General features: G+C 70.2%; 24 protein-coding genes, 1 pseudogene and 1 riboswitch. Of the genes and pseudogenes, 10 read left to right on the top strand and 15 right to left on the bottom strand.

The features are described 5' to 3' along the window. Positions 1-160: 160 nt before the first annotated feature. The 5 genes from NL1_RS04065 to NL1_RS04045 all read right to left on the bottom strand — a co-directional run bounded on the left by NL1_RS04065 (position 161) and on the right by NL1_RS04045 (position 4856). The gene (locus NL1_RS04065; protein WP_245673081.1) at positions 161-688 is read right to left on the bottom strand and encodes a hypothetical protein; all 528 of its coding nucleotides are present in this window, start codon (positions 686-688) and stop codon (positions 161-163) included. Between the two features lie 95 nt (positions 689-783). After that, the gene (locus NL1_RS04060) at positions 784-1629 is read right to left on the bottom strand and encodes an SGNH/GDSL hydrolase family protein (protein ID WP_067834408.1); all 846 of its coding nucleotides are present in this window, start codon (positions 1627-1629) and stop codon (positions 784-786) included. A 61-nt stretch (positions 1630-1690) separates the two neighbouring features. Then, on the bottom strand, positions 1691-2509 hold the full coding sequence (locus NL1_RS04055) for a hypothetical protein (protein WP_084510286.1): 819 nt from the start codon (positions 2507-2509) through the stop codon (positions 1691-1693). Positions 2510-2715: 206 nt separating this feature from the next. Then, on the bottom strand, positions 2716-3459 hold the full coding sequence (locus tag NL1_RS04050) for a S1 family peptidase (RefSeq protein ID WP_245673080.1): 744 nt from the start codon (positions 3457-3459) through the stop codon (positions 2716-2718). Then, positions 3456-4856: an FAD-binding oxidoreductase gene (locus NL1_RS04045; RefSeq protein WP_067834406.1), complete on the bottom strand. Its 1401-nt coding sequence runs from the start codon at positions 4854-4856 to the stop codon at positions 3456-3458. The genes NL1_RS04050 and NL1_RS04045 overlap by 4 nt, the downstream gene beginning before the upstream one ends. A gap of 805 nt (positions 4857-5661) precedes the next feature. On the opposite strand from NL1_RS04045, the pseudogene NL1_RS38070 reads away from it, so the two are divergent. After that, positions 5662-5937, top strand: a pseudogene (locus NL1_RS38070) (heavy metal translocating P-type ATPase); the annotation flags it as partial. 45 nt (positions 5938-5982) lie between these two features. On the opposite strand, the gene NL1_RS04035 reads toward NL1_RS38070, so the two are convergent. After that, on the bottom strand, positions 5983-6180 hold the full coding sequence (locus NL1_RS04035) for a hypothetical protein (RefSeq protein WP_156094646.1): 198 nt from the start codon (positions 6178-6180) through the stop codon (positions 5983-5985). A gap of 251 nt (positions 6181-6431) precedes the next feature. Between NL1_RS04035 and NL1_RS04030 the strand changes: the two genes are divergently transcribed. The 3 genes from NL1_RS04030 (at position 6432) to NL1_RS38895 (ending at position 10384) form a co-directional block, all read left to right on the top strand. Further along, a complete protein-coding gene (locus NL1_RS04030; protein ID WP_156094645.1) occupies positions 6432-7148 on the top strand; it encodes a response regulator in 717 nt (238 codons plus the stop codon). 80 nt (positions 7149-7228) lie between these two features. After that, the gene (locus NL1_RS04025; RefSeq protein WP_067834438.1) at positions 7229-8257 is read left to right on the top strand and encodes a HAMP domain-containing sensor histidine kinase; all 1029 of its coding nucleotides are present in this window, start codon (positions 7229-7231) and stop codon (positions 8255-8257) included. 294 nt (positions 8258-8551) lie between these two features. Next, positions 8552-10384, top strand: a complete 1833-nt coding sequence (locus tag NL1_RS38895; protein WP_245673079.1) for a DUF4153 domain-containing protein — start codon at positions 8552-8554, stop codon at positions 10382-10384. Between the two features lie 3 nt (positions 10385-10387). Here the strand turns inward: NL1_RS38895 and NL1_RS04010 are convergent, their stop codons facing one another. The 5 genes from NL1_RS04010 to NL1_RS03990 form a co-directional block, all read right to left on the bottom strand. Continuing rightward, positions 10388-10894, bottom strand: a complete 507-nt coding sequence (locus tag NL1_RS04010; RefSeq protein ID WP_084510284.1) for an SLOG cluster 4 domain-containing protein — start codon at positions 10892-10894, stop codon at positions 10388-10390. A 25-nt stretch (positions 10895-10919) separates the two neighbouring features. Further along, positions 10920-11660 carry an enoyl-CoA hydratase/isomerase family protein gene (locus NL1_RS04005; RefSeq protein WP_067834398.1) on the bottom strand — a complete coding sequence of 247 codons (741 nt, stop codon included), beginning with the start codon at positions 11658-11660 and terminating at the stop codon, positions 10920-10922. A 199-nt stretch (positions 11661-11859) separates the two neighbouring features. After that, entirely contained in the window at positions 11860-12225 is a 366-nt protein-coding gene (locus tag NL1_RS04000) for a DMT family transporter (RefSeq protein ID WP_067834396.1), read from the bottom strand. A gap of 1 nt (position 12226) precedes the next feature. Beyond that, positions 12227-12541, bottom strand: a complete 315-nt coding sequence (locus NL1_RS03995; protein WP_067834394.1) for a DMT family transporter — start codon at positions 12539-12541, stop codon at positions 12227-12229. A 10-nt stretch (positions 12542-12551) separates the two neighbouring features. Beyond that, a riboswitch (guanidine-III (ykkC-III) riboswitch) is annotated at positions 12552-12615 on the bottom strand. Between the two features lie 139 nt (positions 12616-12754). Beyond that, complete coding sequence (locus NL1_RS03990; protein ID WP_156094643.1) at positions 12755-13579, bottom strand: DUF72 domain-containing protein; 825 nt, start codon at positions 13577-13579, stop codon at positions 12755-12757. Positions 13580-13775: 196 nt separating this feature from the next. On the opposite strand from NL1_RS03990, the gene NL1_RS37210 reads away from it, so the two are divergent. After that, a complete protein-coding gene (locus NL1_RS37210; protein WP_156094642.1) occupies positions 13776-13937 on the top strand; it encodes a hypothetical protein in 162 nt (53 codons plus the stop codon). A 51-nt stretch (positions 13938-13988) separates the two neighbouring features. Here the strand turns inward: NL1_RS37210 and NL1_RS03985 are convergent, their stop codons facing one another. Next, a complete protein-coding gene (locus NL1_RS03985; RefSeq protein WP_067834390.1) occupies positions 13989-14351 on the bottom strand; it encodes a hypothetical protein in 363 nt (120 codons plus the stop codon). Positions 14352-14550: 199 nt separating this feature from the next. Between NL1_RS03985 and NL1_RS03980 the strand changes: the two genes are divergently transcribed. Then, the gene (locus tag NL1_RS03980; protein WP_067834388.1) at positions 14551-15060 is read left to right on the top strand and encodes a mycothiol transferase; all 510 of its coding nucleotides are present in this window, start codon (positions 14551-14553) and stop codon (positions 15058-15060) included. A gap of 6 nt (positions 15061-15066) precedes the next feature. Here NL1_RS03980 and NL1_RS03975 read toward each other — a convergent pair whose 3' ends face one another. Next, on the bottom strand, positions 15067-16653 hold the full coding sequence (locus NL1_RS03975; RefSeq protein WP_067834432.1) for a serine hydrolase: 1587 nt from the start codon (positions 16651-16653) through the stop codon (positions 15067-15069). A 178-nt stretch (positions 16654-16831) separates the two neighbouring features. On the opposite strand from NL1_RS03975, the gene NL1_RS03970 reads away from it, so the two are divergent. The 3 genes from NL1_RS03970 to NL1_RS03960 all read left to right on the top strand — a co-directional run bounded on the left by NL1_RS03970 (position 16832) and on the right by NL1_RS03960 (position 18953). Next, a complete protein-coding gene (locus NL1_RS03970) occupies positions 16832-17530 on the top strand; it encodes a chymotrypsin family serine protease (RefSeq protein WP_067834386.1) in 699 nt (232 codons plus the stop codon). A 214-nt stretch (positions 17531-17744) separates the two neighbouring features. Beyond that, positions 17745-18104, top strand: coding sequence for an RsbRD N-terminal domain-containing protein (locus tag NL1_RS03965; RefSeq protein WP_067834384.1), 360 nt, complete (start codon positions 17745-17747; stop codon positions 18102-18104). Between the two features lie 69 nt (positions 18105-18173). Continuing rightward, a complete protein-coding gene (locus NL1_RS03960) occupies positions 18174-18953 on the top strand; it encodes a helix-turn-helix domain-containing protein (protein ID WP_067834382.1) in 780 nt (259 codons plus the stop codon). Positions 18954-18968: 15 nt separating this feature from the next. Here the strand turns inward: NL1_RS03960 and NL1_RS03955 are convergent, their stop codons facing one another. Together NL1_RS03955 and NL1_RS03950 are read right to left on the bottom strand one after the other, a co-directional pair. Continuing rightward, complete coding sequence (locus tag NL1_RS03955; protein ID WP_067834381.1) at positions 18969-19814, bottom strand: fructosamine kinase family protein; 846 nt, start codon at positions 19812-19814, stop codon at positions 18969-18971. A gap of 18 nt (positions 19815-19832) precedes the next feature. Beyond that, positions 19833-20708: a TIGR03619 family F420-dependent LLM class oxidoreductase gene (locus NL1_RS03950; protein WP_067834379.1), complete on the bottom strand. Its 876-nt coding sequence runs from the start codon at positions 20706-20708 to the stop codon at positions 19833-19835. A gap of 138 nt (positions 20709-20846) precedes the next feature. Between NL1_RS03950 and NL1_RS03945 the strand changes: the two genes are divergently transcribed. Continuing rightward, positions 20847-21470, top strand: coding sequence for a TetR/AcrR family transcriptional regulator (locus NL1_RS03945; RefSeq protein ID WP_067834378.1), 624 nt, complete (start codon positions 20847-20849; stop codon positions 21468-21470). Positions 21471-21531: the final 61 nt, after the last annotated feature.

The raw sequence follows: 21531 nt of genomic DNA, 5'->3' as shown, positions 1-21531 counted from the left end.
GTGCGTCCGTGCGTGCGCGGCGGTATATGCCTCGGATGACGGGCGAGCCCGTGCGGGTTCGACGTGTCGCCGTGTTCGGCAGGCACGTGGCGAATCCCGTTCCGCGGCAGGCGCGTCGACGAACATACGACGCCCGAGTGCTCGGTGGCGGTGTGGGGATCTACCGGTGAACCGGTGGCCCCCGGGTCCCGATGCCGGAACTGAGAAGCAGCTTCCGGGGGATGGCGACAGCGCGCGGGGCGACGAGCACGACCTGCGGCGGCGCCGGTACACCCATCGTGCCCACGAAACGCACCGCACGCCGCACACTGGACGCCGCTTTGGCCAGCGCCGCCTCGGCGCCCCGAATCAGCAACGCCCCCACCGGAATCGCCGCAAGGTGGGCGAGCAGCATCACCGTGGTCGCGTGCGATCCGTGGTGATGCCCCGGCGACATCGTCAGGGCGGTGTGCCCGACGGCCTGTCCGAACGCCAGCAGCCCCATGAGTTCGAGGAGCCCGGCGCGCAGCCGGAGGGAGCTCACGAGCACACCCACTGCCGCGCAGGCCCCGATCAGCAGGGCGACCGACGGCTGCTCCGGCGAGACCACACCACCGCCGAGCGCGTGCGCGGCGACGCTGACGGCCCCCGACGCCGATCCGACGAACGCGCCGCGCAGCCGCGCCGCTCCCATCGCCGGTGTACGCACCGGGTCATACTACCGCCGGTCGTAGGCATCGGCCAGACGGCCCCCGCTCTCGGCCACGGAGCTTCCGCACAGACGCTTTGCGCGCCGCACGGGGCCTACAGCGTGTGTGCGGGGCCGAAAAGCTGTGTGGCAGCTTGTGTGTCGGCTTCGTCCGTGCGGCAGATCGGCGCCGGGAGCAAGTCCGGCCGTTTCGGTTGGACTCCGGTGCCGGACGAGCGGCCGCGCACCCGGCGGGCGATCCACGGGAGCATGTGCTGTGTGGTCCAGGTCAACTCGGCCACCACGGTCTCGGCCACGCCACGCCGTACGGGTGGCAGCGGGTCGCGCCAGGTCGCGTCGGCGCCGGGCAGGGTCAGGATGTCGGCGACGGCGCGGGCGACGAGGTCGTGGCCGAGCGGGCTCAGGTGCAGGCGGTCGGCGGACCAGACCAGTGGGTGCGCGGTGGCGGCGACGGGTTCGAAATCGACCAGGGTGAGCCCGTATCGGCGTGCGAGGCGGCGCATTTCGGCGTTGAGCTCGCGCACACGCGGAGACAGCGGCCGCACGAACGGCGCGACGCCGCCGATGTCGGGGTAGGTGAAGGTGATCACGCGGGCACCGATGGCGGTGAGCTCGTCGAACATGGCGTGCAGGTCGTCGAGCAGGGCGGCGCGGTCGAAGCGCGGACGGATGATGTCGTTCATGCCCGCCATCACGCTGACGAGATCGGGTCGCAGCGCCACGGCGGGGGCGAGCTGTTCGGACCGGATCTGGGCGGCGCGGCGGCCGCGGATGGCGAGGTTGGCGTAGCGCAGGGCGGGCGTGCCCGCGCCGAGCAGTGCGGCGAAGCGGTCGGCCCAGCCGCGGTGTCCGCCCGCGCCGTCGGGATCTCCGATGCCCTCGGTCTGGCTGTCGCCGATCGCGACGTAGCGGAGGTAGGAGGGGAAGGATCCGGTGTCCACGTTCGGCTCCTGCGGGTAAGCGGCGACGCGCGCGCACGGTCACCTCCGGCGCAGCAACATCCTACGAGCGCGGGAGTGTTCGAGCCATTCCAGCGAGAGGCTCGGCCGTGTGCGCGAACAAGCCTCGCGCGCGCACGGCCGCTTCGGCGCCGGACCAGGGCGCCAAGGCGGTGGTGAACATGAGCTCGTACCAGGACAGCGCCGGGTTCGCACCGCGGGTGAGCGTATCGAGCAGCGAAAGTTCCAGGTCGTAGTGTTGCCAGGCGGTGTAGAGCCAGCCCGCGTCGAGCCGCAGCAGGAATTCCGCCGCGTCCTGGGGCGGGCTCGGCGGAGCGTCGACCGCGAGGTGCACGAGGGCGGCGACCGCGTGGGCGTCGGGGGTATCGAGGCCGGGCTGATCGCGCAGCAGGCGCTCGAGGGCGTCGCGTAGCGGGAGGTTGTCGTCGCACGGGTCGGGCCCGGCCGGGCGCGCGACGTATTCGACGAGTTCGGCCACGGTGGCCGGATCCCATTCCCGCCGACCGTAGAGGGCACACCAGGCGTGGGCGGGATTGTCGGGCTCGACGACCAGGTCCAGACCGAGTCCACCGGCCGCGGCGGCCTCGGTGAGCCTGCGCGCGTCCACCTGCCGGGAGGAGACGCGCAGGTGCAGCGTCGCGTGCGCGACCCCGGCCGCGGTCCGTGCCCGGGCCGCGAGGCGGATGCCGTGCAGGGCCGCGGCCAGCACGGGCGTGACGCGTTCACCGCCAGTGTCCGGTCCGAGCGGGCCGTAGCAGAGCGGTCGTCCGTATCGGTCGGTCACCGCGAAGGTGCCCGTCACGATGTCCCCCGCGACCGCGAGGGTGATTTCCCGGGCGGGCACGTCGTTCTGGATCGTCATACCGGTTCCCCGTTCGATGGCGTCCGACAAACTGATCCAAATCGAGAACAGCGGCCGAGTCCATACACTCGCCGGTATCGGAATTGCACTACCGGGTACCTGCTCCGGTGGGTATATAGCGCACGAGAACTATCCCGGCCGTATCCAGTTCTTCGTCGGTACCCGTCGGCCGAAATCGGGGTGAGCGATGGACGCCGGAGGATCGGTCAGAACGGCTCGAATCCGGCCCCGGGCCCGCCCGCCCGATCGATATCGTGGAGCACCTTGCCGATTTGCGTCGCCACTGCCGGATCGTGCACCGCCACCTGAGGATGCTGACAGGCCACGTCGAACACCGTCACCCCGAACGCCGCGACGCCCGCGTGACCGATGTTCATGCCCACCAGGCGATCACCGACCGTGACCGGCCCGCCGGAATCACCCGGTTGCGAGCAGACCTGATTGCGGAACCACCACTCGTGCTGGTCCCACACCACGCCACAGCCGTGGCCGGAGGTGCGTCCGTTCTTGCAGACGATCGTGCCCGGCGCGGGCGGTCCGCCCACGTCGGCGATCACGGTCGCACCGACGTTGCGCAGCGGCACGACGCGTTCGCGGTCGAACTCGATGACGGCGTAGTCGTCGTACCGGTCGACCAACACCACGGTGCCGATGGGGCCCACCCATGGCGCGTGCTCGGCCCGCACGGGTATGCCGGGCTGTGTGCAGTGTCCGGCCGTCAATCCGACGAGGCGGCCGGCGTTGTCGTATCCGATCGTGGTCAGCGTGCACGCCGCGTTCATGCCGAGCACGATGCCCGATCCGCCGCCGAGTACGGCGGGCTCGGCAGCGGACGCGTGCCCGGGCGACAGGGTGGCGATCAGGACCGCGGCGAGCGCGGCGAGCACGGCGCGAGCCCTGGCGGGCCGTGTCGCCGTGGGCCGGATGCGTTGCAGCGCTGCGGGATTCATGAGCGCCGAGCCGCGGCCGCGGGATGGATGTTGTGATACAGGTGGAAGACGTTGCGCGGGTCGTATTCCATCTTGACCGCCGCGAGCCGGGCGTAGTTCTCCTGCCCGTAGCCCGCGATCACCCGGTCCATGCCTTCGTCGCCGATGAAATTGAGGTACACCGCTCCGGTGGAATAGGGCCGCATCGCGGCGATGGTGTTCCTGACCCAGGAGATGCCGTAGGCGTCGTCGGCGGCGTCTTCCCACAGACCGAACGGATGCACCACCCACTCGGCGTTCCGGTGGGGTTGCGGCCAGTTCCGCGCGCCCGCCGTCACCGCGCCGCCCCACGGCAAGAGCAGGTACTGCGAAGCCGTGGGGCAGGGCATGGACATGCCCTGTTCGTCGATCCGTCGCAGCGCTTCGTCCGGCAGGGCGACGAGGTGTTCGCCGGACCAGTAGTTGCGCAGGCCCGGCGGATCGTCGAGCGCGCACTGAATGTCGCAGTAGGGCATCTCGTTGAGCAGCACGCCGTCCGGCTGCAGCGCCAGCATCGGTGCGAGCACGTCGCGCAGTTCGGCGGCGGTGCCCGCGTAGATACCCAGGCACGCCACCGACCGCTTGCCCTGGAGTTCGGCGGGCACGAACTCTTCGGGCGGCCCGGTCAGATAGATGACCGCCCCGCCGAGGTCTTCGGTGACGCCGGGGACGACGAGGCCGCGGTAGGCGGCGAGGACCTCCGGTCCGCGCTCGGCTTCCCAGAACAACAGGGCCAGCGAGGTCACCGGCAGCGGGTGCAGCCGGAAGGTCAGGCGGGTGGCCACCCCGAAGTTTCCGCCGCCGCCGTGCAGCGCCCAGAACAGGTCCTGATGCTCGTCTTCTGATGCCCGGATCTCGACACCGTCGGCGGTGACGAGGTCGACGGAGAGCAGGCTGTCGCAGGCCAATCCGAACTTGCGCTCGAACCACCCGGAGCCGCCGCCCAGGGTCAGCCCGGCCACGCCGGTGCTGGACATCCGGCCGCCGGTGGTGCCGAGACCGTGCGGCTGGCAGGCGCGATCGAAGTCCGACCAGGTGGCGCCGCCCTCGACCACGGCGGTGTGCGCATCCGAGTCGATGGTGATCGAGCGCATGCGGCGCAGGTCGACGACCAGTCCGCCTTCGGTGAGGCTCGAGCCCGCGACGCTGTGGCCGCCGCCGCGCACGGCCACTTCCAGACCCGTCCGGTCGGCGAAGGCCAGCGCGGCGCGCACGTCCGCGGTGTTGGTGCACTGCGCGATCACGGCGGGCTTGCGGTCGATCATCGCGTTGAAGATCGTTCGCGCCCCGTCGTAGCCGTGATCATCGGGTGTCAGCACCGATCCAGCGAACTGGTGCCGCAGGTCCGCCGCTGCAGCGTAGGGAGAGTGAGTGGTCATACCGCCTCCGTGGGACCGCCGTCGGCATCGTGTTGGCAAACTGCGCTCGGTTCAGTCACGCTACGCGCGCAGGTGCGGGGGTTGGCATGGTTGCCGAGAGCGATGCCGAGATGAAATTTCGCCGTGGGGCGGCCGTTCGCGCCGGTGAGTGCGTCGCTGCGGCAGATCGTCCGGCGGGATCGCGCCGGTGGCGACGCGTGCTCGTGAACGCGGTAAACGGCTGGTTGCCAATGGGTTTGGTGCCCGGCGTGACGCCGCCCTGGCGTCCGGCGGATCCCGGCGACGGGCGGGAGCGAGTGTGTCGATGCCGAGACCGGACGCGGCTGTTCGTCGCGAAGGGGACACGATTCGGTGTCGGCCGGTTCGCCACCGGTCCCGCCCACGGCGATCCGGCCGCGCCAAGGTGTCGTGCGAGTCCCCGGGGTAACGACGTTCTATGCGCGCGTCATCACCATGGTCCGCGAGGCCGACACCCAGAAGTCGCCGACCCAGCGTTTCATCGACCGGTTCCAGCTGTTCTACCTGCCCGCCGTGCTGGCGGCCGTCTTCGGCGTGCTCGTCGTCGGCATGGTCGCGCTCACCGAACCGTTCGCCGACAGCGGGAGTGGCGCGCGCCGCGCAGCGGCCGATCCCGCCTCGCGCGCGGAGCTGATCGCGACGGTGCACGCGGTCGAGCCCTACAGCGACCACCCACTGACCACCGCCATCACCCGCGATCTCGCGCCGCTGCTGCCCGGCGCGGGAACGGCGCAGAAGTCCGCCCGCCGCGTGACGTGCCGAGGCCGCGCCCGTCATCGCCCGGCGGATGGTCGACGACATCGGCCGCCTGCCCTTCGCCGTGGCCCTGAGCAGGCGCACCGCACGCATCATCCGGCAGAACCTGACCTTCGCGCTGCTCATCCTCGCCGCCCTGGTGCCCGCGACGCTGATCGGCCTGCCCATCGGTCCCGCGGTGTTCATCCACGAGGGCTCGACCTTGCTCGTCGTGGCGAATGCCTTGCGGCTGCTGCGTTTCCGCCGCGGTGCGGAGCACGAGGGCATCGATCACGAGGCGCGCCCGGTCCGGGATCAGCGGACGTAGTCCGTCGACAGTTCGTGCACGGCCGGAGCCGAGGCGGCGATATGTCTAGCCGAGTAGCAGCGTCAGGCCCATGATTCCGACGGTCGCCGCGGAGGCGAACGCCCCGCCGCCGATGAGAATGACCTTCGGGAGCGGGTCGCGCGCGGCGGTGGCGCAGAGCGCTGCCACCAGTCCGATGATGACGGCGACGAGCGCCACCACGACCAAGCCGACGATCACCGTGCCCCGGGAATTGCTGTCCATAGTGGAGTCCTCGTGTTCGTGAAACATCTTGACGTATCACAGAATTGGGCTCGACCGGGAGATTGGGCGGGTGCATCGCCCCGATCATCGGAGAGCCTAGGTCGGCGGTCTGTGAGATGCAAGAACAGATGTAAGCGCATCTGCAAGGACAGAATCTGTTCGAACGATTTTCGAACATGTCGTGGGGGCGCACACGGAATCTCCACAAATGCCGCCGCTGCTCACCACAGCGGGTGGTTAGGGTTCCGAGCATGGAGCTTCGGAATATCGAGCGCGCCGTCGCGGCGAACGGGCACGCGGCGCGGCGGATTCTGGTGGTGGATGACGAGGTGACCATCGCCGAATCCGTTGCCGCGCGGTTGCGCGCGGAAGGGTTCACCGTCGAACTGGCGCACGACGGTCCGAGCGCGGTGGCGGCGGCCGAGGCGAACGAGCCCGACCTGGTGGTGCTGGATGTGATGCTGCCCGGCTTCGACGGGCTCGAGGTGTGCAGGCGCATCCAGGCCGGGCGCGGGGTGCCGGTGCTGATGCTCACCGCCCGGACGGACGAGACCGACCAGCTCATCGGACTCGGCGTCGGCGCGGACGACTACCTGACCAAGCCGTTCTCCCTGCGCGTCCTCGCGGCGCGGGTGCACGCGCTGCTGCGCCGGGTCGACCGCGCCACCGATAGGGAGAGCGCCGCGCTCGTCGTCGGTGATCTGCGCATCGATCTGGAACAGCATCGCGTCTGGCGCGGCGAGGCCGAAGCCAAGCTCACCCCGCTCGAATTCGAGCTGCTCGTCCGGCTGGCACGGCGGCCGCGCGCGGTGCTGGCGCGGGAACGTCTGCTCGAGGAGGTGTGGGACTGGGCCGACGCGGCGGGCACCCGCGCGGTCGACAGCCACGTGAAGGCCTTGCGGCGCAAGCTCGGCGCGGATCTGATTCGCACGGTGCACGGCGTGGGGTACGCCTTGGAGACGCGATGAATCCCGGAGCACCGCCGTCGCAGGCGGGTTCGCCGAAGCCGGTTCGGCGATCCGACGGCGCCTCGCGATCCGAACGCGCCATGCACCGCTGCCGCGCCCTCGCCGACGTGGTCGCCGAAGCGCTTCCGCGGCCGCTCGATCCGGTGCGCTCGGTCAAGCTGAAGCTGGCGATCCTGATGGTGGTGTCGGGCGGTCTCGCGTTCGGGTTCTTCCGGTTCCAGATCGGCTGGCTGCCGCCGCGAACCACCCTGACCGCGGTCTTGATCGCCCTGGTGACCTCGCAGATTCTCGCGCACGGCATCACCAGGCCGCTGCGCGAAATGACCGCGGCCGCCCAGCGCATGGCCCAGGGCGACTACACCCGCAGGGTGCGGGCCAGTTCGCGCGACGAGGTGGGTCAGCTGGCCGAGGCGTTCAATCGGATGGCCGCCGATCTCGCCGCCGTCGACCAGCAGCGCCGCGACCTCATCGCCAACGTCTCGCACGAGTTGCGCACACCGATCACCGCTTTGCACGCGGTGCTGGAGAACCTGGTCGACGGTGTGTCCGAACCCGATCCCCGCACCCTGCGCACCGCGCTCGCCCAAACCGAACGGCTCGGGCTGCTCGTCTCCGAACTGCTCGACCTGTCCAGCATCGAGGCGGGCGCGCTGGCGCTGGATCGAGAGGATGTGCCGGTCGCGCCGCTGCTCGCCGAGGTGGTCGCCGAGGTCGAGGTGATGGCGGCGGCCCTCGGCCGCGGCGTGCGGTTCAGCACCGAAGTCCGGCCGGGCAATGCATGCGTCGATGCGGACCGTGCGCGTCTGCACCAAGTGCTGATCAACCTGCTCGACAACGCCGCGCGGCACGGCCCGGCGGGCGGCGAGGTGCGGATCACCGCCCGCGCGCAGCACGGCGAACTCGTCATCGATGTCCAGGACGAGGGCCCCGGCATTCCGCCCGCCGAACGCGCCACCGTCTTCGACCGCTTCACCCGCGGCGGGCGAACCAACGGCGGCGGCACCGGACTCGGCCTCGCCATCTCCCGCTGGCTGGTCGAACTGCACGGCGGCACCATCGCCGTGGCCGACCCCGGCTCCCGCATCCGCGTCGTCCTGCCCGCCGCCTGACGGGCCGGACCCGACCGACGAACACACACCGCAACCCGGACCGCAACGAGGTCCCGAGGTAATCACGCACACCCGAATTCGGAGGGGATCATGAGTAAAGAACCGACCGGACGGAACGCTTCGATGAATTCGTCATCGCACGAATCCGCCAAGTCGCCGACCACCAGCAAAGCCTCGGCTGGAGCGAACGAACCCGCTACGGCACGGGGGCCCGAGTCGGCCGCTGCCGCCGAATCCGTCGACTTGCCGACCGGCGCGACCGAAAGCGGTGCCACAGGAACCGGTGCTGAAGCTGTGGTTTCCACGCAGGCGGCACCCGACAACAGCGGGGCGTCCGACGGCATTGCTGCTGATGCCGCGGCGGTGTCGTCGCGGCGCGGACAGCCGGAGCCGGAGGTCGCGTCCACCGACTCTCGCCCCGAGACATCCGAAACCGCCGATGAATCCGCGAAGTCCCCGGACACAGGCAAAGCCTCGACCGATGCGCACGAGCTGGTCGCGAGCCCTTCGTCCGCCTCCGCGGATTCCTCCGACTGGCCATGGGACCCGAACGCCGTCCCCACCGTCGCCGCGGCGGGCGCGACGCTGACGAAGACCGCCGACTCCGCCGCGAAAAACTCTGCGGCTCCATCGAATCCGCGTAGCGGAGTGACTTTCGTCATCGAACGATTCGGCCCGCCGCCGGTACCCAGGTGGCGCAGGGTCAGCTATCCGCCTGCCGTGCTGCCCGCCGCGGGGGTCGCAGGCGTCGCCGCGGCGATCTCGATTCCGTGGGATCGGCCCGGTATCGGGTGGGTGCTCGCCGGTGCGGTCGCCGCGGGCGCGGTGTTCGAGGTGGATCGCCGTGCGCGCCGGGATGTCGAGCCGAGCGAGTCGAAGTCCGAGCGTTCGATTCGCGCGCTGCTGCGCCGGAATCCGGCCCGGGTGTGGTGGACCGCGCTCACGCTGGCGCTGCTGGCGGTGGGTGCGGTGCGTGCGGCGGGGTGGTTGTTCGTGCTGTGTGTGCTGGCCGCCGCTGTCGCGGGCTCGTTGGCCGTGGTGCCGCGCCGGTCGGTGCACGGCCTCTGGTACGACGCGATCGCGGTGCCGCTGGAGACGTTGGCCGCGGTGCGGTGGGTGTCCGACGGCGTGCGCAGGCTGCGCGATGTGCGAACGGCGCGGACCTGGCGGGCCGGGCTGTCGGTGGGTGCGACCGTCGCGGTGCTCGCGGTGTTCGCGCCGCTGCTCGGCAGCGCCGACGCGACGTTCGGCTCGATGTTGAACCGGTTGGTTCCCGCCGTGGAAGTGGCGTCGCTCGTGCGGTGGACGCTGGCGTTCGGTGTGGTGGCGCTGGGATGCGCGAGCGCGATGTTCCTGCTGGCAGGGCCGCCGATGCCTGCGGATTCGGCTCCGCGCGAAGCGGTTTCGGGCCGCACGGTGAGCCGGTGGGAGTGGGCACTGCCGGTGGGCGCGCTGACGGCGCTGTTCGCCGCGTTCGTCGCCGCCCAGTTCGCTGCGCTGTTCGGTGGCGACGATTACGTGCAGCAGACCGCGGGTCTCACCTACGCGGAGTACGCGCGCAGCGGGTTCTGGCAGCTGTCCATCGTCACCATGCTGGCGCTGGCGGTGATCCTCGCGGTGCTGCGGTGGGCGGCCCAGGATTCGGCGCGCGACCGGGCGTGGTTGCGCGTGCTGCTCGGCGCGGTGAGCGCGCTGTCGCTGGTGCTCGTCGCGTCCGCGCTCGGTCGCATGTGGACCTATCAGCAGGCCTACGGGTTCACGGTGTTGCGCCTGCTGGTGGAGGTCTTCGAACTGTGGCTCGGGCTGATCTACGTGCTGGTGCTCGCGGCCGTGGTCCGGTTGCGCCGGGCGTGGCTGCCGCGCGCCGCGGTCGGCACGGCCTTCGCGACGGTGCTGGTGCTGGCGATGCTGAATCCGGAACGTCTGGTCGCCGAGCGCAATATCGATCGCTGGGTGGACGGAAAGACCCTCGACACCGAGTATCTGAGCACGCTCTCGCCCGACATCGTGCCCGCCCTGGACCGGCTGCCCGAGCCGATGCGCGACGAGGTGCTCGCACCGATTCGGGACGACCTGCCCGCGGACACCTGGCAGAGCTGGAATCTGTCCCGCGCCGCCGCGCGCTGAGTGTCAGGTTCTGCGCGAGCCGATCGCGAGCCGCACGGCGTCGGCGGGGTCGGCCGCGGTGAGCGTGGCCTGCAGGGGTTCGCCCGCGGCGTCGAGGATCTGCCAGCCGCCGAGCGAGACGACTGGGATGTCGCCACGGTGGCGGGCCAGCGCGAGTTCGGACAGGGTGCCCCACGAGCCGCCGATGACGATCACCGCGTCGGCCGAACGCACCAGGATCGCGTTGCGCGCCTCGCCCATGTTCGTGAACAACACGGCGGACAGCCCCGGACAGGCCGCGTCGCGGTCGAGGTCGGGCCGCACCCCGATCACCAGTCCGCCCGCGCGCGACGCGCCGTCAGCGACGGCGGCCATCACCCCCTCGCCCCCGCCGCACAGCACGGTGACGCCTGCGGCGGCGAGCAGTCTGCCGACCTCCGTGGCGTTGGCGGCGTCGGCGCGGGTGCATGCGGTGGGCCCGCACACGGCGACCTGTCTGGGGTGGGTGCGGCGAGTGGTCAGCGCTGCCATATCGACAGTGTGCCGGGTGCGGGGGTCAGCCGCGGGTACCTCCGGCGAGTCGCGCGGCGGCGTCGTCCGGGAAACCGAACGTCATCTCGGTTTCCGCGCGCAACGCCGCGGCCCGGTCCATCGATCGGGTGTTGGCGTAGAGCGCCTTGTAGATGCGGTTCGAGCCGGGCGAGTTCGCGGCGATGCGGGCGGCGAGCTCGGCGACGAAACCGTCGAGCTCCGCGTCGGGCACGCAGTGGTCGACCAGCCCGATACCGGCCGCTTCGGTGGCGGGCAGCCGGCGTGCGGTGAAGCTGAGCTCCTTGGCCTTGGACATGCCGACCCGTTCGGGCAGCCGCACCGACATGCCCCACAGCGGGACCAGCCCCCACTGACTGTGCGTGTCACCGAGCTGCGCGGATTCGCAGGCCACCAACAGGTCGCAGCCAAGGGCCAGCTCCAGACCGCCGGTGAAACAGTGACCGTGGATTTTGGCGATGGTGGGTTTCGGCAGGGCCTCGAGCAGCCCGATGGTCTCCGACTCCCGGAACCGGTGTGCGAGCGCGTCGCCCTCGGCCAGCGCGGCCAGATCGTGTCCCGCGCAGAACGATCGGCCCGCACCGGTGAGCACGACGACGTGCACGGCGTCGTCGGCGGCCAGTGTTTCCAGGTGGGTGCGCAATCGGTCGAAGGTGCCCGCGCTGAGCGCGTTCAGCTTGTCGGGCCGGTTCAACGTCAGCGTGGCGATCGCGCCGTCGATCGAACACAGGACGAGTTCGTCGCTCATGCCCTCACCTCGCTGGCGCTCGGCTCCGGCATGCGCGATGCGCGCTGGCACATGATTCGCTCACTCCGTTCGCTCATGCTTCCGTCTCGCTGGCGTTCGACTCCGGGTTGCGCAATGCGCGCTGGCACATGCTTCGCTCGCTCATCGGTCACCTCCGTATGTGCACCGCCGTGCGCACCACGCCGGTGTATTCCGCACCTTAGTCGGCGCGCTCGCGGGTCGGAGGGCGCGTCTCGATGTGCGCGGGAGGAGATTTCACGAACTTCAGGCCGATGACACAGGCGATGACGCCTGCGAGGAATCCGACTTTGCCCGCCGAGACGGTCTCGGCGCCGCTGACCATGGCGTAGCCGACGGTGAGAGCCGCGCCGATGCCGATCCACACGGCGTAGGCCACGCCGATCGGTATCCGCCGGGTGGCCAGCGCCAACCCGAACATGCTCGCCGCCAAGGTGATTGCGAACACCGCGGTGGGCACCGGCCGCGAGAACCCGTCCGACATGCCGAGCGCGGTCGCCCACACGGCTTCGAACAACGCGCTGACGATCAAGACCGGCCACGCCATCTCAGCTCACCGCCTTCAGACCCGCGACGCAGCCGATCAGACCGCACAGCAGCAGCGCCCGGCCCAGGCTCGCCCGCTCTTTACCGGTGACCACGGCCCACACCGCCGTGAGCACCGCGCCGATGCCGACCCACACCGCGTAGGCGGTGCCGGTGGGCAGGTTGCTCATGGCGAACGCGAGGCCGAGCATGCTGGCGACGAGCGCCGCCGCGAATACGAGGGTGGGAACGAGACGCCGGAAACCGCGGGATTCGGCGAGGGCGGTGGCCCACACGGCTTCCAGCACCCCGGCGAGTAGCAGAACGATCCAAGCCACGACTGACCTCCATGGTCAGTCTTGTCGCTGTCCGGGTACTGAGCCCTCGTCCGGAGGCCCGCCACGGGCCTTGTCCTCGACGCTAGCACGGGCCGCGGCCACCGAATGGTGAGCTTGGTTACCAGCCCGCGAATGCCCACGCGCGGAGCGCTTTTCGGCAATCGATGCACCGCCGCGCCCACTGCGGCGCTGCACGCGATGCCATCACGGCGCTCATCCGGCCTGGATCGCGTCGGCGAGCCGGGCGCGCAGGGCGAGCGCGTCCCGCGGCGCCATTACTTTCGCGTCGTTGTCGAAGTAGGTGTACACGTCCCCGCCGCGGGCCCACGCCCGGATCTTCTCGGCCCACATGTCCAGCCCGGCGTCGGTGTACCCGCTGACGTAGAGCTCGTCGTGCCCGTGCAACCGCACGTAGACGAAGTCCGCGGTGACGTCCTCCAGCAGCGGATACTTTCCCGCCGCGTCCGCGACGACCAGTGCGATGCCGTGTTCGCGCAGCAATGCGGGGAACTCCGGTGTGACGAAGCTGGGGTGCCGGATCTCGAGCGCGTGGCGCACCGGGCGATCCGCGTCGGCGGTGGTGTGGGCGGGGTCGACGCGGTGATCGTGACGGCCCGCGATCTCGGCGGCGTGCGCGGTGCTGCTCGGCAGGTGGGCGAAGAATTCGGCGAGCAGCTCCGGGTCGAACGGCATGGTCGGTGGCAGCTGCCACAGGATCGGGCCGAGCTTGGGGCCGAGCGCGAGAACGCCGGAGGCGAGGAAGTTCGCCAGCAGCGTGTCGCCGTCGCGCAGCCGCTTCATGTGAGTGATGAAGCGGCTGCCTTTCACGGCGAACACGAAGTCCTCGGGTGTCTGTGCGGCCCAACGCATATAGCTCGATGGTCGCTGCAGCGCGTAGAACGATCCATTGATTTCGACGCTGTTCAGTCGCTCGGCGAGGTAGGCGAGCTCGAGCCGCTGGGTCAGCCCCGGCGGATAGAACACGCCGCGCCACGGCGGGTACACCCATCCCGAGGTGCCGATCCGGATGTCGCCCATGGCATCCATGGTGGCAGCCGGCGGGTCAGGGCAGTGCGAAACGAGCGGGCGAGACCGTGTGCGGCGGATTTGCCGGGGGCGGTTGTGGGCCGAGTTTGCGGGCGCGGCAGGATCTCCGAGGGTTCGGTGGGCTGTTGTTCGGGTACGTCATGGTCGGATCATTCGCTTTTCAACAGAGTTCAAACGGAGGAATCACATGTCGAAGGTCGATGCCGTGCGGCTGTCGAGCGTGCTGGGCATCGATGTGGCGCAGGCGATGCTGCGGCTGCGCAACGAACGGTATCCCGCAGAGACCGCGCACGAGACCTGCCTGCGCCTCATCGCCGAGGACGCACAACGCAGGCGTCACGGCGCCTGAGGCGCGTTGTCCGGGCCGGATTGCAGGGTCGGCTCGGACAGGTTCGCGCATTCATCGGCACTCGGGCCCGCACTGGCCGCTGACGCCCGGGTTGCCATGCACGCACAACCGCACGCTGAATCTGATCAGCGCCTCGCTCAACGCGCTGACGTCGCCGAGGGCGCCGCTGTCGATACCGCGGGCGATCTCGGCTTCCAGCTCGATGACGCGCACCAGCACCTCCAGCACCGCAGCATGCCGCGGTAGCCGTCGCTCGGCGTCGCGTGCCAGTTCTTCGGCGATGGCTTCGGCCCGGTGCAGATCGCGCACCGCGCCCATGGCGTCACGGCGGCGGACCGACAGCCGTGCCTGATTGCGCAGCTGGTCGATATCGTCGAGGCGAGGTCCGAGGTGCGGGAACTCGGATGACGTCACGGTGTCCTCACTGGGTGCGTCGATGCAAACGAGGGGCTCCGGTCGTGCGGGGGATGATCTGGTTCGGCGGGGTGCAGTGCATATCGCCGGTGTGCGCGCCGCTGTGACACCGCGGCGTAGCGGGCGCGGTAGTGGGTAGGTTTTCCAGGACTAGGTTTTCCAGGACGCAGCACATCGACGACGCAGGGAGGCGGTGGCGATGACGAGCGCACAGCTGCTCACCGACGGGTACGAGCGGGTCAGGGAGGTGGTGCACGAGGCCGTCGACGGACTCGGCGAGGACGCGCTGACTTTCCGGATCGATCCGGGCGCCAACACGATCGCCTGGTTGATCTGGCATCTGACCCGCGTGCAGGACGATCACCTCGCGGAGGTGGCGCACACCGAGCAGGTGTGGACCGCGCAGGGCTGGTACGGCCGCTTCGGGCTGCCCTTCGATGAACGGGCGACCGGTTACGGCGACGGCCCCGACGACGTAGCGCTGGTCCGCGCCCCGGCCGAACTGCTGTCCGGCTACTACGACGCCGTCCACGAACAGACCCTCGACTTCGTGCGGGACCTGTCCGACAAGGACCTGGCGAGGGTGGTCGACATTCGCTGGGACCCGCCGGTCACACTCGCCGTGCGCCTGGTGAGCGTGATCTCCGACGACCTGCAGCACGCCGGCCAGGCGGCGTATCTGCGCGGCGTGTTCGACCGCACCAGGTGAATCGCGTCAGCCGCGGGTGAAGGTGCCGAGCCCCTCGGCGTCGAAGTACTCGAGGGTCAGGGCGTTCCCGGCGAACGTGGCGCGCGAGACCGAGCCCGTGGTGGCGTTCTCGCCGCTGGGGGTGAACACGAACGTGTCACCGTCCCAGTGGCGCAACGGGAAACGCATGTCCTCGGGCCCGAGGGCGAGGGTGAGCGAATCGTCCTCGACGGTGACCGTGGCCGGACCGTAGTAGGGGTTGTCGTAGCGGCCCGCGTAGGAGGGCAGCGGCTGCGGGGGCGCGGGCTGGGCGGGTGGCTTCGCGCCTGCCAGGCTGCCGCCCGGTGCGCTGAGCGGGGCGAACGCCTCGCGGTAGAGCGCACGCCAGTCTTCGCGGATGGTGCCGAACTGGACGAGGTCGGCGAATTCCGCGTTGAGCGTTTCCGGCACCCCGATGGGCGCGGCGTTGGTGAGTGTCACGATGCCGACGTCAGCGGAGGGGATGAGGGTGAACGCGGTCGCGGCGCCGAGATCGAAAGCGCCCGAATGGCCGAGTACCACCCGTCCCGCCGGGGAGACCCCCACGTTGAAGCCGTATCCATAGAAGCCTGCGCGCGAGTCGAAGGTCTTGGGCGGCGCCGAGACCGCTTGCGGTGACACGGCCGGTTGCAGCGCGTCGGGTGCGAGGTGTGGCCGACCGTCGACGGCTCCGTCGGCGAGGACCATCGTCATCCATTTGGTCAGATCGTCCACCGACGAACTCACCCCGCCCGCGGGGGACTGGGCGTCGGGCTGCCGGGGCGGATCGGCGACCCGGTACGCGCCGTTGACCAGCACGTGTCCATCGGCGCGATCGGCGCGGGCGCGGAAGTCGCTGTAGCGCGAGCTCGTCGAGCTCATGCCGAGCGGCCGGTAGATCTCCTTGTCCGACAACGATTCCCAGTCGTCGCCCGCGGCGGTGGCGACCGCGACGGCGGCGGCAGTGAGGCCGAAGTTGGTGTAGGCGTAGGAGTCTCGGAACGGTTCCAGCGGCAATTGCCGCAGGCGTTCCAGGACCTGGTCGCGGTCGTAGCCGAGGTCTTCGAGCAGGTCGCCTGCGTGATCGGGGAGGCCGGACCGGTGCGCGAAGAGGTCGCCGACGGTGACTTTGTCGGTGACGTAGGGATCGTTCAGCGCGAACGAGGGCATGAGCCGGTGCACCGGCGTATCCCATTGGACCGCGCCCGTGGCGACCTGCCGGGCTACGACGGTCGCGGCGAGGGACTTCGACACCGACGCCAGCTGGAACACCGTCTCCGGGCCCACCTTGGCGTCGGAGTCCACGGAACGCACGCCGAAACCTTTGCGGTACACCACTTTTCCGCTATGCACGACGGCGACCGCGAGTCCGGGGATCCGCGAGGATTGCAACAGGCTGTCGACGAGCCCGTCGAGGCGGTCGACCGCAGCATCGATCTGTCCGTCGGGGATCGTCACCCCGGCGACCTGGTTCGGCATGGCGGCGGAGGTGATGGGGGGTGTCTCGGGTGCGGGGGCGTCGACGCAGCCGCCGACGAGCAGTCCCGCGGCCAGCAGCGCCGCGAGACCCGGAATTCTCCGCCGATCTCTCCGCACGGCCACTCCCGGGGGTTGTCTTCGACACAAACCCACCCACAGCGTAGATGAGCCGAGATATCGAAGGAAGCCTGCCGGACCTCGGTGTTGTTTGCCCTCGCTGGTTCGCGGTAGTCCTCATCAGAACCAAGGACCGTCGGCGGCGTGTTCGGCTGCCGACCCGCGGAGAGGAGCTTCGATGAGTCGGCTACCGGCAGGTCGCGGCGGCACCCGACGGCGCACCGCCGCGGTGCGCGGCGCATCCGCGTTCGCGATCGCGGCGACGGTATTTCTCGCGCCGGTCGCGGGCACGGCGACCGCGGCCGATCCGCCGGTGCTCGGCGGTGGCTCGGGCATCGTCGTCGGCAATCTGGCCGAGTGCACGCTCACCGCCATCGGGCACGACCGCGCCGGACGGCTGGTCGGCCTCACCGCCGGGCACTGCGGTGAGGCGGGTGCGTCGGTGCTGGCCGAATCCGAGCCCAACTACGGCGTCGTCGGCCGGTTCGCCCACTCCGACCCCGTCCTGGACTACGCGATCATCGAGTTCGCCGCCGAGCGCGTCACGCCGGTACGGCAGCTGGGTGATATCGCGATCACCGGTCTCGGTGCGCCCGCTCAGTTCCCGACGGTCGTCTGCAAGAAGGGCCGCACCACCGGAACCACCTGCGGCGTCACATGGGGCGCCCTCGGCGCGGCGACCGACACCTGGACCCAGCTGTGCGTGCTGGAAGGCGACTCCGGCGCACCGGTGCTGGTCGGCTCCACCCTCGTCGGCATGGTGAACGCCTATCTCGGGGTGGGTTGCTTCGGCCCGGAAGTGGGTACCGACATTCGTGCGGTGGTGGCCGACCTGGATGCGCGCGGAGAGGTGGGCGCGGGTTTCCAGCCGATCTGATCGGTCCGGACCGCTGCGGCGAACCGGCGGGTGCTCGACCGTTGCCCGGCGGCGACGCGAGACGATCGGATAGCAACCGGAGCCGCCGGGTTTGGGGTTGGTCACAATGACCAGATCCTCGGCCGGGGGTGTTTGCCGAATTCGCGCCACCGTATCGCTTCCGGTGGTTGCCGGTCGATACCGTGGGGGCACATCGGGAGGAAGCGGAATCCACATGGGCCCCAACGACGCCGAGGACGACGGCACGCCGGCTCCGGTGCGGGATTTCGGCACGGCGATCCGCATGGGCCTGGATCTCGCCCTGGCATTGGTGGAAGACGCCGACACGTCGCTGGACGGCATGCTGCGCACCCTCGAACGCCACACCACCCTGTGGGCGCTGGACGGCGTGCCGATCGACGAGGTCCAGCACGCGGTCCACGAAGGCGTGAAATCCGGGCTCGCGCAGCTGCGCGACGGTGCGGAGCCGGTACTCGACTGCTCGCTCGTCGTCGATCTGCTCGACATCATGACCTCGGCCGTGTCGCGGGCGTACCTGGCGGCCGACCGCACCCTCCGCGGCACCGCGCTCTAGGTCCGGGACGCGCGGCCATTACCCGCGGGGTAATCGTGCGACGCCCGCCGGATTCGTAGGATCGGCGGGGTGAGTACTCCGACGGCGGGCAATCTGCTGCGGCACTGGCGTCTCGAGCGGCGATTGAGCCAGCTCGAGCTCGCCGGTCGCGCCGAAACCTCCGCCCGCCACCTCAGTTTCATCGAGACCGGTCGCGCCACCCCCAGCCGGGCGATGCTCGCGCATCTGTGCGACCACCTCGACATTCCGCTGCGGGAACGCAACCGCCTTCTGCTGGCCGCCGGCTACGCGCCCGCGTACGCCGAACCGACCATGGACACCCCCGAGATGGACGCCGTGCGGCAGGCGATGCGGCAGATCCTCGTCGGCCACGAGCCCTACCCGGCGCTGGCCATCGACCGGAGCTGGAACATGGTCGACGCCAATGCCGGTGTGGCCGTGATGCTCACCGGCATCGACACACGGCTACTGACCGCGCCGGTGAACGTGCTGCGGCTGAGCCTGCACCCCGGTGGCCTCGCGCCGCGGATCGTCAACCTCGCCGAATGGCGCGGGCACCTGTTCGCCCGGTTGTCCCGGCAGATCGAGGTCACCGGCGCACCGGAACTGATCGCGTTGCGCGAGGAGTTGCGCGCCTACCCGGGCGGCGAAACCGAGGTCGCACTTCCGGAACCGGATCAGGCCGCCGTGCCGCTGCGGTTGCGCCACGAAGGCCAGGAACTGTCGTTGCTGTCCGTCACCACGGTTTTCGGCACACCGATGAACGTCACGGTCGCCGAACTGGCCATCGAATCGTTCTTCCCCGCCGACGCCGAGACCCGAAAACACCTGGCGGCGTTGGCTTCCTGAGGCGCGGGCGCTCCCTCACCCCGACAGCGCCGCGCGAGCGGCGGCGAGAGTCTGTGCCCGGTACCCCGCGCCGAACAGCGCGACGTGCACGAGCAGTGGATGCAGCTGGTGCAGCGGGACACGGGACCGCCAGCCCGCCGCCAACGGGCGGGTCTGCTCGTAGGCAGCCAGGACGCGGTCCAGGTGCGGTGCGCCGAAGAGCGCGAGCATGGCCAGATCGGTCTCCCGGTGCCCACCGTGCGCGGCCGGATCGATCAGCATCACGCGCTCGCCGGTCCAGCGCAGGTTGCCCGACCACAGATCACCGTGAATACGGGCGGGCGGCTCGGGCGGGCCCGCCAGCTCCTCGATCGCATCCATCACCCGCTCCAGCAGCCGCACACCCTCCGCACCCAGCACCTCCGCGGTGCGCGACACGAACGGCCGCAGCCTGCGCTCGGCGTACCAGCGCGCCCACGGCCCCTTGCCCGGTGTGTTGTCCAGCGGAAGCTCCGCGATCCAGCCGGGCCACGGCGCACCGAACACATCCGGCGAATCCGCGTGCAGCAGTGCGAGATCCCGCCCGAAGCGGTCCGCCGCGGCAGGGGAGGGCGCGGCATCCGGCAACCACGGCAGCACCAGCATGCCGTCCTCGGCCGCCAGCACCGGCGGAACCAGCGCGGAATTCCCTGCACCCAGCCAGCGCAGACCCGCCGCCTCCGCCGCGAACACCCCAGCCCGGTCCGCCGCGGCCTTGACGAACACGGCGCGACCGTCGGCCAGCTCCGCGCGGTGCAGCGTCCATCCGTGACCCGACCCGAGATCGGTCACCGCACGGACGGCGACACCCAGCGACTCACCCACCCGCTCCGCGACGCTCACCGCACCACGGTATGCCCCTCAGGACGCGGTGCGCGCGACGACGTGTTCGGCGAACCGGGACAGGTTCGCGATCTTCGTGTCCAGGCTCTCGGTGTCCTGGTCACGGGTGTACGGATTGCGGAAACCCACGATGACATCGGTGACGCCCTTGTCCTCCAAGCGCTTCACGCCGTCGACGGTGAAACCGTCCAGCGAGATGACGTGCACCTCGAAGTCCTTGCGCGTCCCGTACTCGGCACGCAGCTTGTCCAGCTTCGCCAGCAGCCGGTCGAGCTCGGCGGGATCGCCGCCCGCGTGCATCCAGCCGTCGCCGCGCTGGGCGGCACGCCGTAGGGCCGGACCGCTGTGCCCGCCGATCAGGATCGGGATCGGCTCGGTGGGCACCGGATTGATCTTGATCGGCGGCAGGTCGTAGAACTCGCCGTGGTACTCGAAATAGCCGCCCGCGGTGAGCCCGCGCACGATGTCGACGCACTCGTCCATGCGCGCGCCGCGCTTCTCGAACGGCACGTCCATGATCTCGAAGTCGTCCGGCCACGGGCTGATCCCGACGCCGAGGCCGAACCGATTGCCGCTCAGCGCCGCCACCGAGGCCGCCTGCTTGGCCACCAGCACCGGCGGGCGGATCGGCAGCTTCAGCACGAACGGGGTGAACCGCAGCGTGGTCGTCACGGCCGCCATCGCCGCCGACAGCACGAACGCCTCGATGAACGGCTTGTCCTCGAGGAACTCCCGGCTGCCGTCCGGGGTGTAGGGGTAGGTGGCGTCGGAGTCGCGCGGATAGGCGACGCTGTCGGCCACCGCCATCGACGTGTACCCGGCCGCCTCGGCGGCTTGCGCCAAAGGCACGTAGTAGGACGGGTCGGTCATCGTCTCCGCGTAGGTGAACCGCATGGGATCAGCCTTCCTGCTCGGTCGTTGCCGGGCAACGGGTCGTCGGTGGACGCGGCGCGCCCACGGCACACATCTCCCAGCCAATTAATCACTCGTGCTTAACAAGGTCAAGACTCGGGTTCAGTACAGTGGGTGTCCATGCAAGCCGAGGACTCGCGCGCCGCCCTCCTCGCCGCGGGGGAGCGGCTCATCGCCGAACGCGGCGTCGACGTCCCGCTGCGCGACATCGCCGCCGCCGCGGGCCAGCGCAACAACTCCGCCGTGCACTACTACTTCGACTCCCGCAACGGACTCGTCGAAGCCATCGTCGAGCGCAGAATGAACCTGCTCGAACAGCGCCGCATGGAAATGCTCGCCGCCCACGAAGCCGACGGCACCGGCACCGATCCGCACGCACTGGTCGGCATGCTGGTCGGCCCCATGCTCGAACTCGTCGGACAAGACCGCGCCAGCCACTACGGACGATTCCTCGAAGTCATCCGCACCCACCCCGTCATCGCCGACGCCCGCCGCCTCGCGGGCGCCGACCGCGCCGCGGTCCGCATCATCGCCACCCGCCTCGACGCCGCCCTCCCGCAACTGCCGCCCCGCCACCGCCGCCAGCGCATGGAAACCATGACCACCGTGCTGTTCGCCCTGATCGCCGACTACGAACGCGCACTCCAGGACGGCAGCCGCACCCCGCACCTCGACACCGACACCGCCGAGATCGCCGACATGCTCGTCGCGATGCTCACCGTGCCCGCGCGCGACCCGGCCTGACCACTCACCGAGCGAACGTCGCTGGTCGGCGTCCTTGCCCGATCGTTCCGCCACCACGCAG

This window comes from Nocardia lijiangensis NBRC 108240, from assembly GCF_001613045.1.
GTDB classification, from domain to species: domain Bacteria; phylum Actinomycetota; class Actinomycetes; order Mycobacteriales; family Mycobacteriaceae; genus Nocardia; species Nocardia lijiangensis.
This window is presented reverse-complemented; position numbering and strand designations above follow the sequence as displayed.

Excerpts from the sequence above, each read along its gene's own strand:
- NL1_RS03945 (WP_067834378.1), top strand. The coding sequence starts at position 20,847 with ATGCAAGCCGAGGACTCGCGCGCCGCCCTCCTCGCCGCGGGGGAGCGG.
- NL1_RS04035 (WP_156094646.1), bottom strand. The coding sequence starts at position 6,180 with ATGGACAGCAATTCCCGGGGCACGGTGATCGTCGGCTTGGTCGTGGTG.
- NL1_RS04045 (WP_067834406.1), bottom strand. The coding sequence starts at position 4,856 with ATGACCACTCACTCTCCCTACGCTGCAGCGGCGGACCTGCGGCACCAG.
- NL1_RS04030 (WP_156094645.1), top strand. The coding sequence starts at position 6,432 with ATGGAGCTTCGGAATATCGAGCGCGCCGTCGCGGCGAACGGGCACGCG.
- NL1_RS04025 (WP_067834438.1), top strand. The coding sequence starts at position 7,229 with ATGCACCGCTGCCGCGCCCTCGCCGACGTGGTCGCCGAAGCGCTTCCG.
- NL1_RS04055 (WP_084510286.1), bottom strand. The coding sequence starts at position 2,509 with ATGACGATCCAGAACGACGTGCCCGCCCGGGAAATCACCCTCGCGGTC.
- NL1_RS04010 (WP_084510284.1), bottom strand. The coding sequence starts at position 10,894 with ATGGCAGCGCTGACCACTCGCCGCACCCACCCCAGACAGGTCGCCGTG.
- NL1_RS03965 (WP_067834384.1), top strand. The coding sequence starts at position 17,745 with ATGGGCCCCAACGACGCCGAGGACGACGGCACGCCGGCTCCGGTGCGG.
- NL1_RS03970 (WP_067834386.1), top strand. The coding sequence starts at position 16,832 with ATGAGTCGGCTACCGGCAGGTCGCGGCGGCACCCGACGGCGCACCGCC.
- NL1_RS04005 (WP_067834398.1), bottom strand. The coding sequence starts at position 11,660 with ATGAGCGACGAACTCGTCCTGTGTTCGATCGACGGCGCGATCGCCACG.
- NL1_RS03980 (WP_067834388.1), top strand. The coding sequence starts at position 14,551 with ATGACGAGCGCACAGCTGCTCACCGACGGGTACGAGCGGGTCAGGGAG.
- NL1_RS37210 (WP_156094642.1), top strand. The coding sequence starts at position 13,776 with ATGTCGAAGGTCGATGCCGTGCGGCTGTCGAGCGTGCTGGGCATCGAT.
- NL1_RS04050 (WP_245673080.1), bottom strand. The coding sequence starts at position 3,459 with ATGAATCCCGCAGCGCTGCAACGCATCCGGCCCACGGCGACACGGCCC.
- NL1_RS04000 (WP_067834396.1), bottom strand. The coding sequence starts at position 12,225 with ATGGCGTGGCCGGTCTTGATCGTCAGCGCGTTGTTCGAAGCCGTGTGG.
- NL1_RS03950 (WP_067834379.1), bottom strand. The coding sequence starts at position 20,708 with ATGCGGTTCACCTACGCGGAGACGATGACCGACCCGTCCTACTACGTG.
- NL1_RS03990 (WP_156094643.1), bottom strand. The coding sequence starts at position 13,579 with ATGGGCGACATCCGGATCGGCACCTCGGGATGGGTGTACCCGCCGTGG.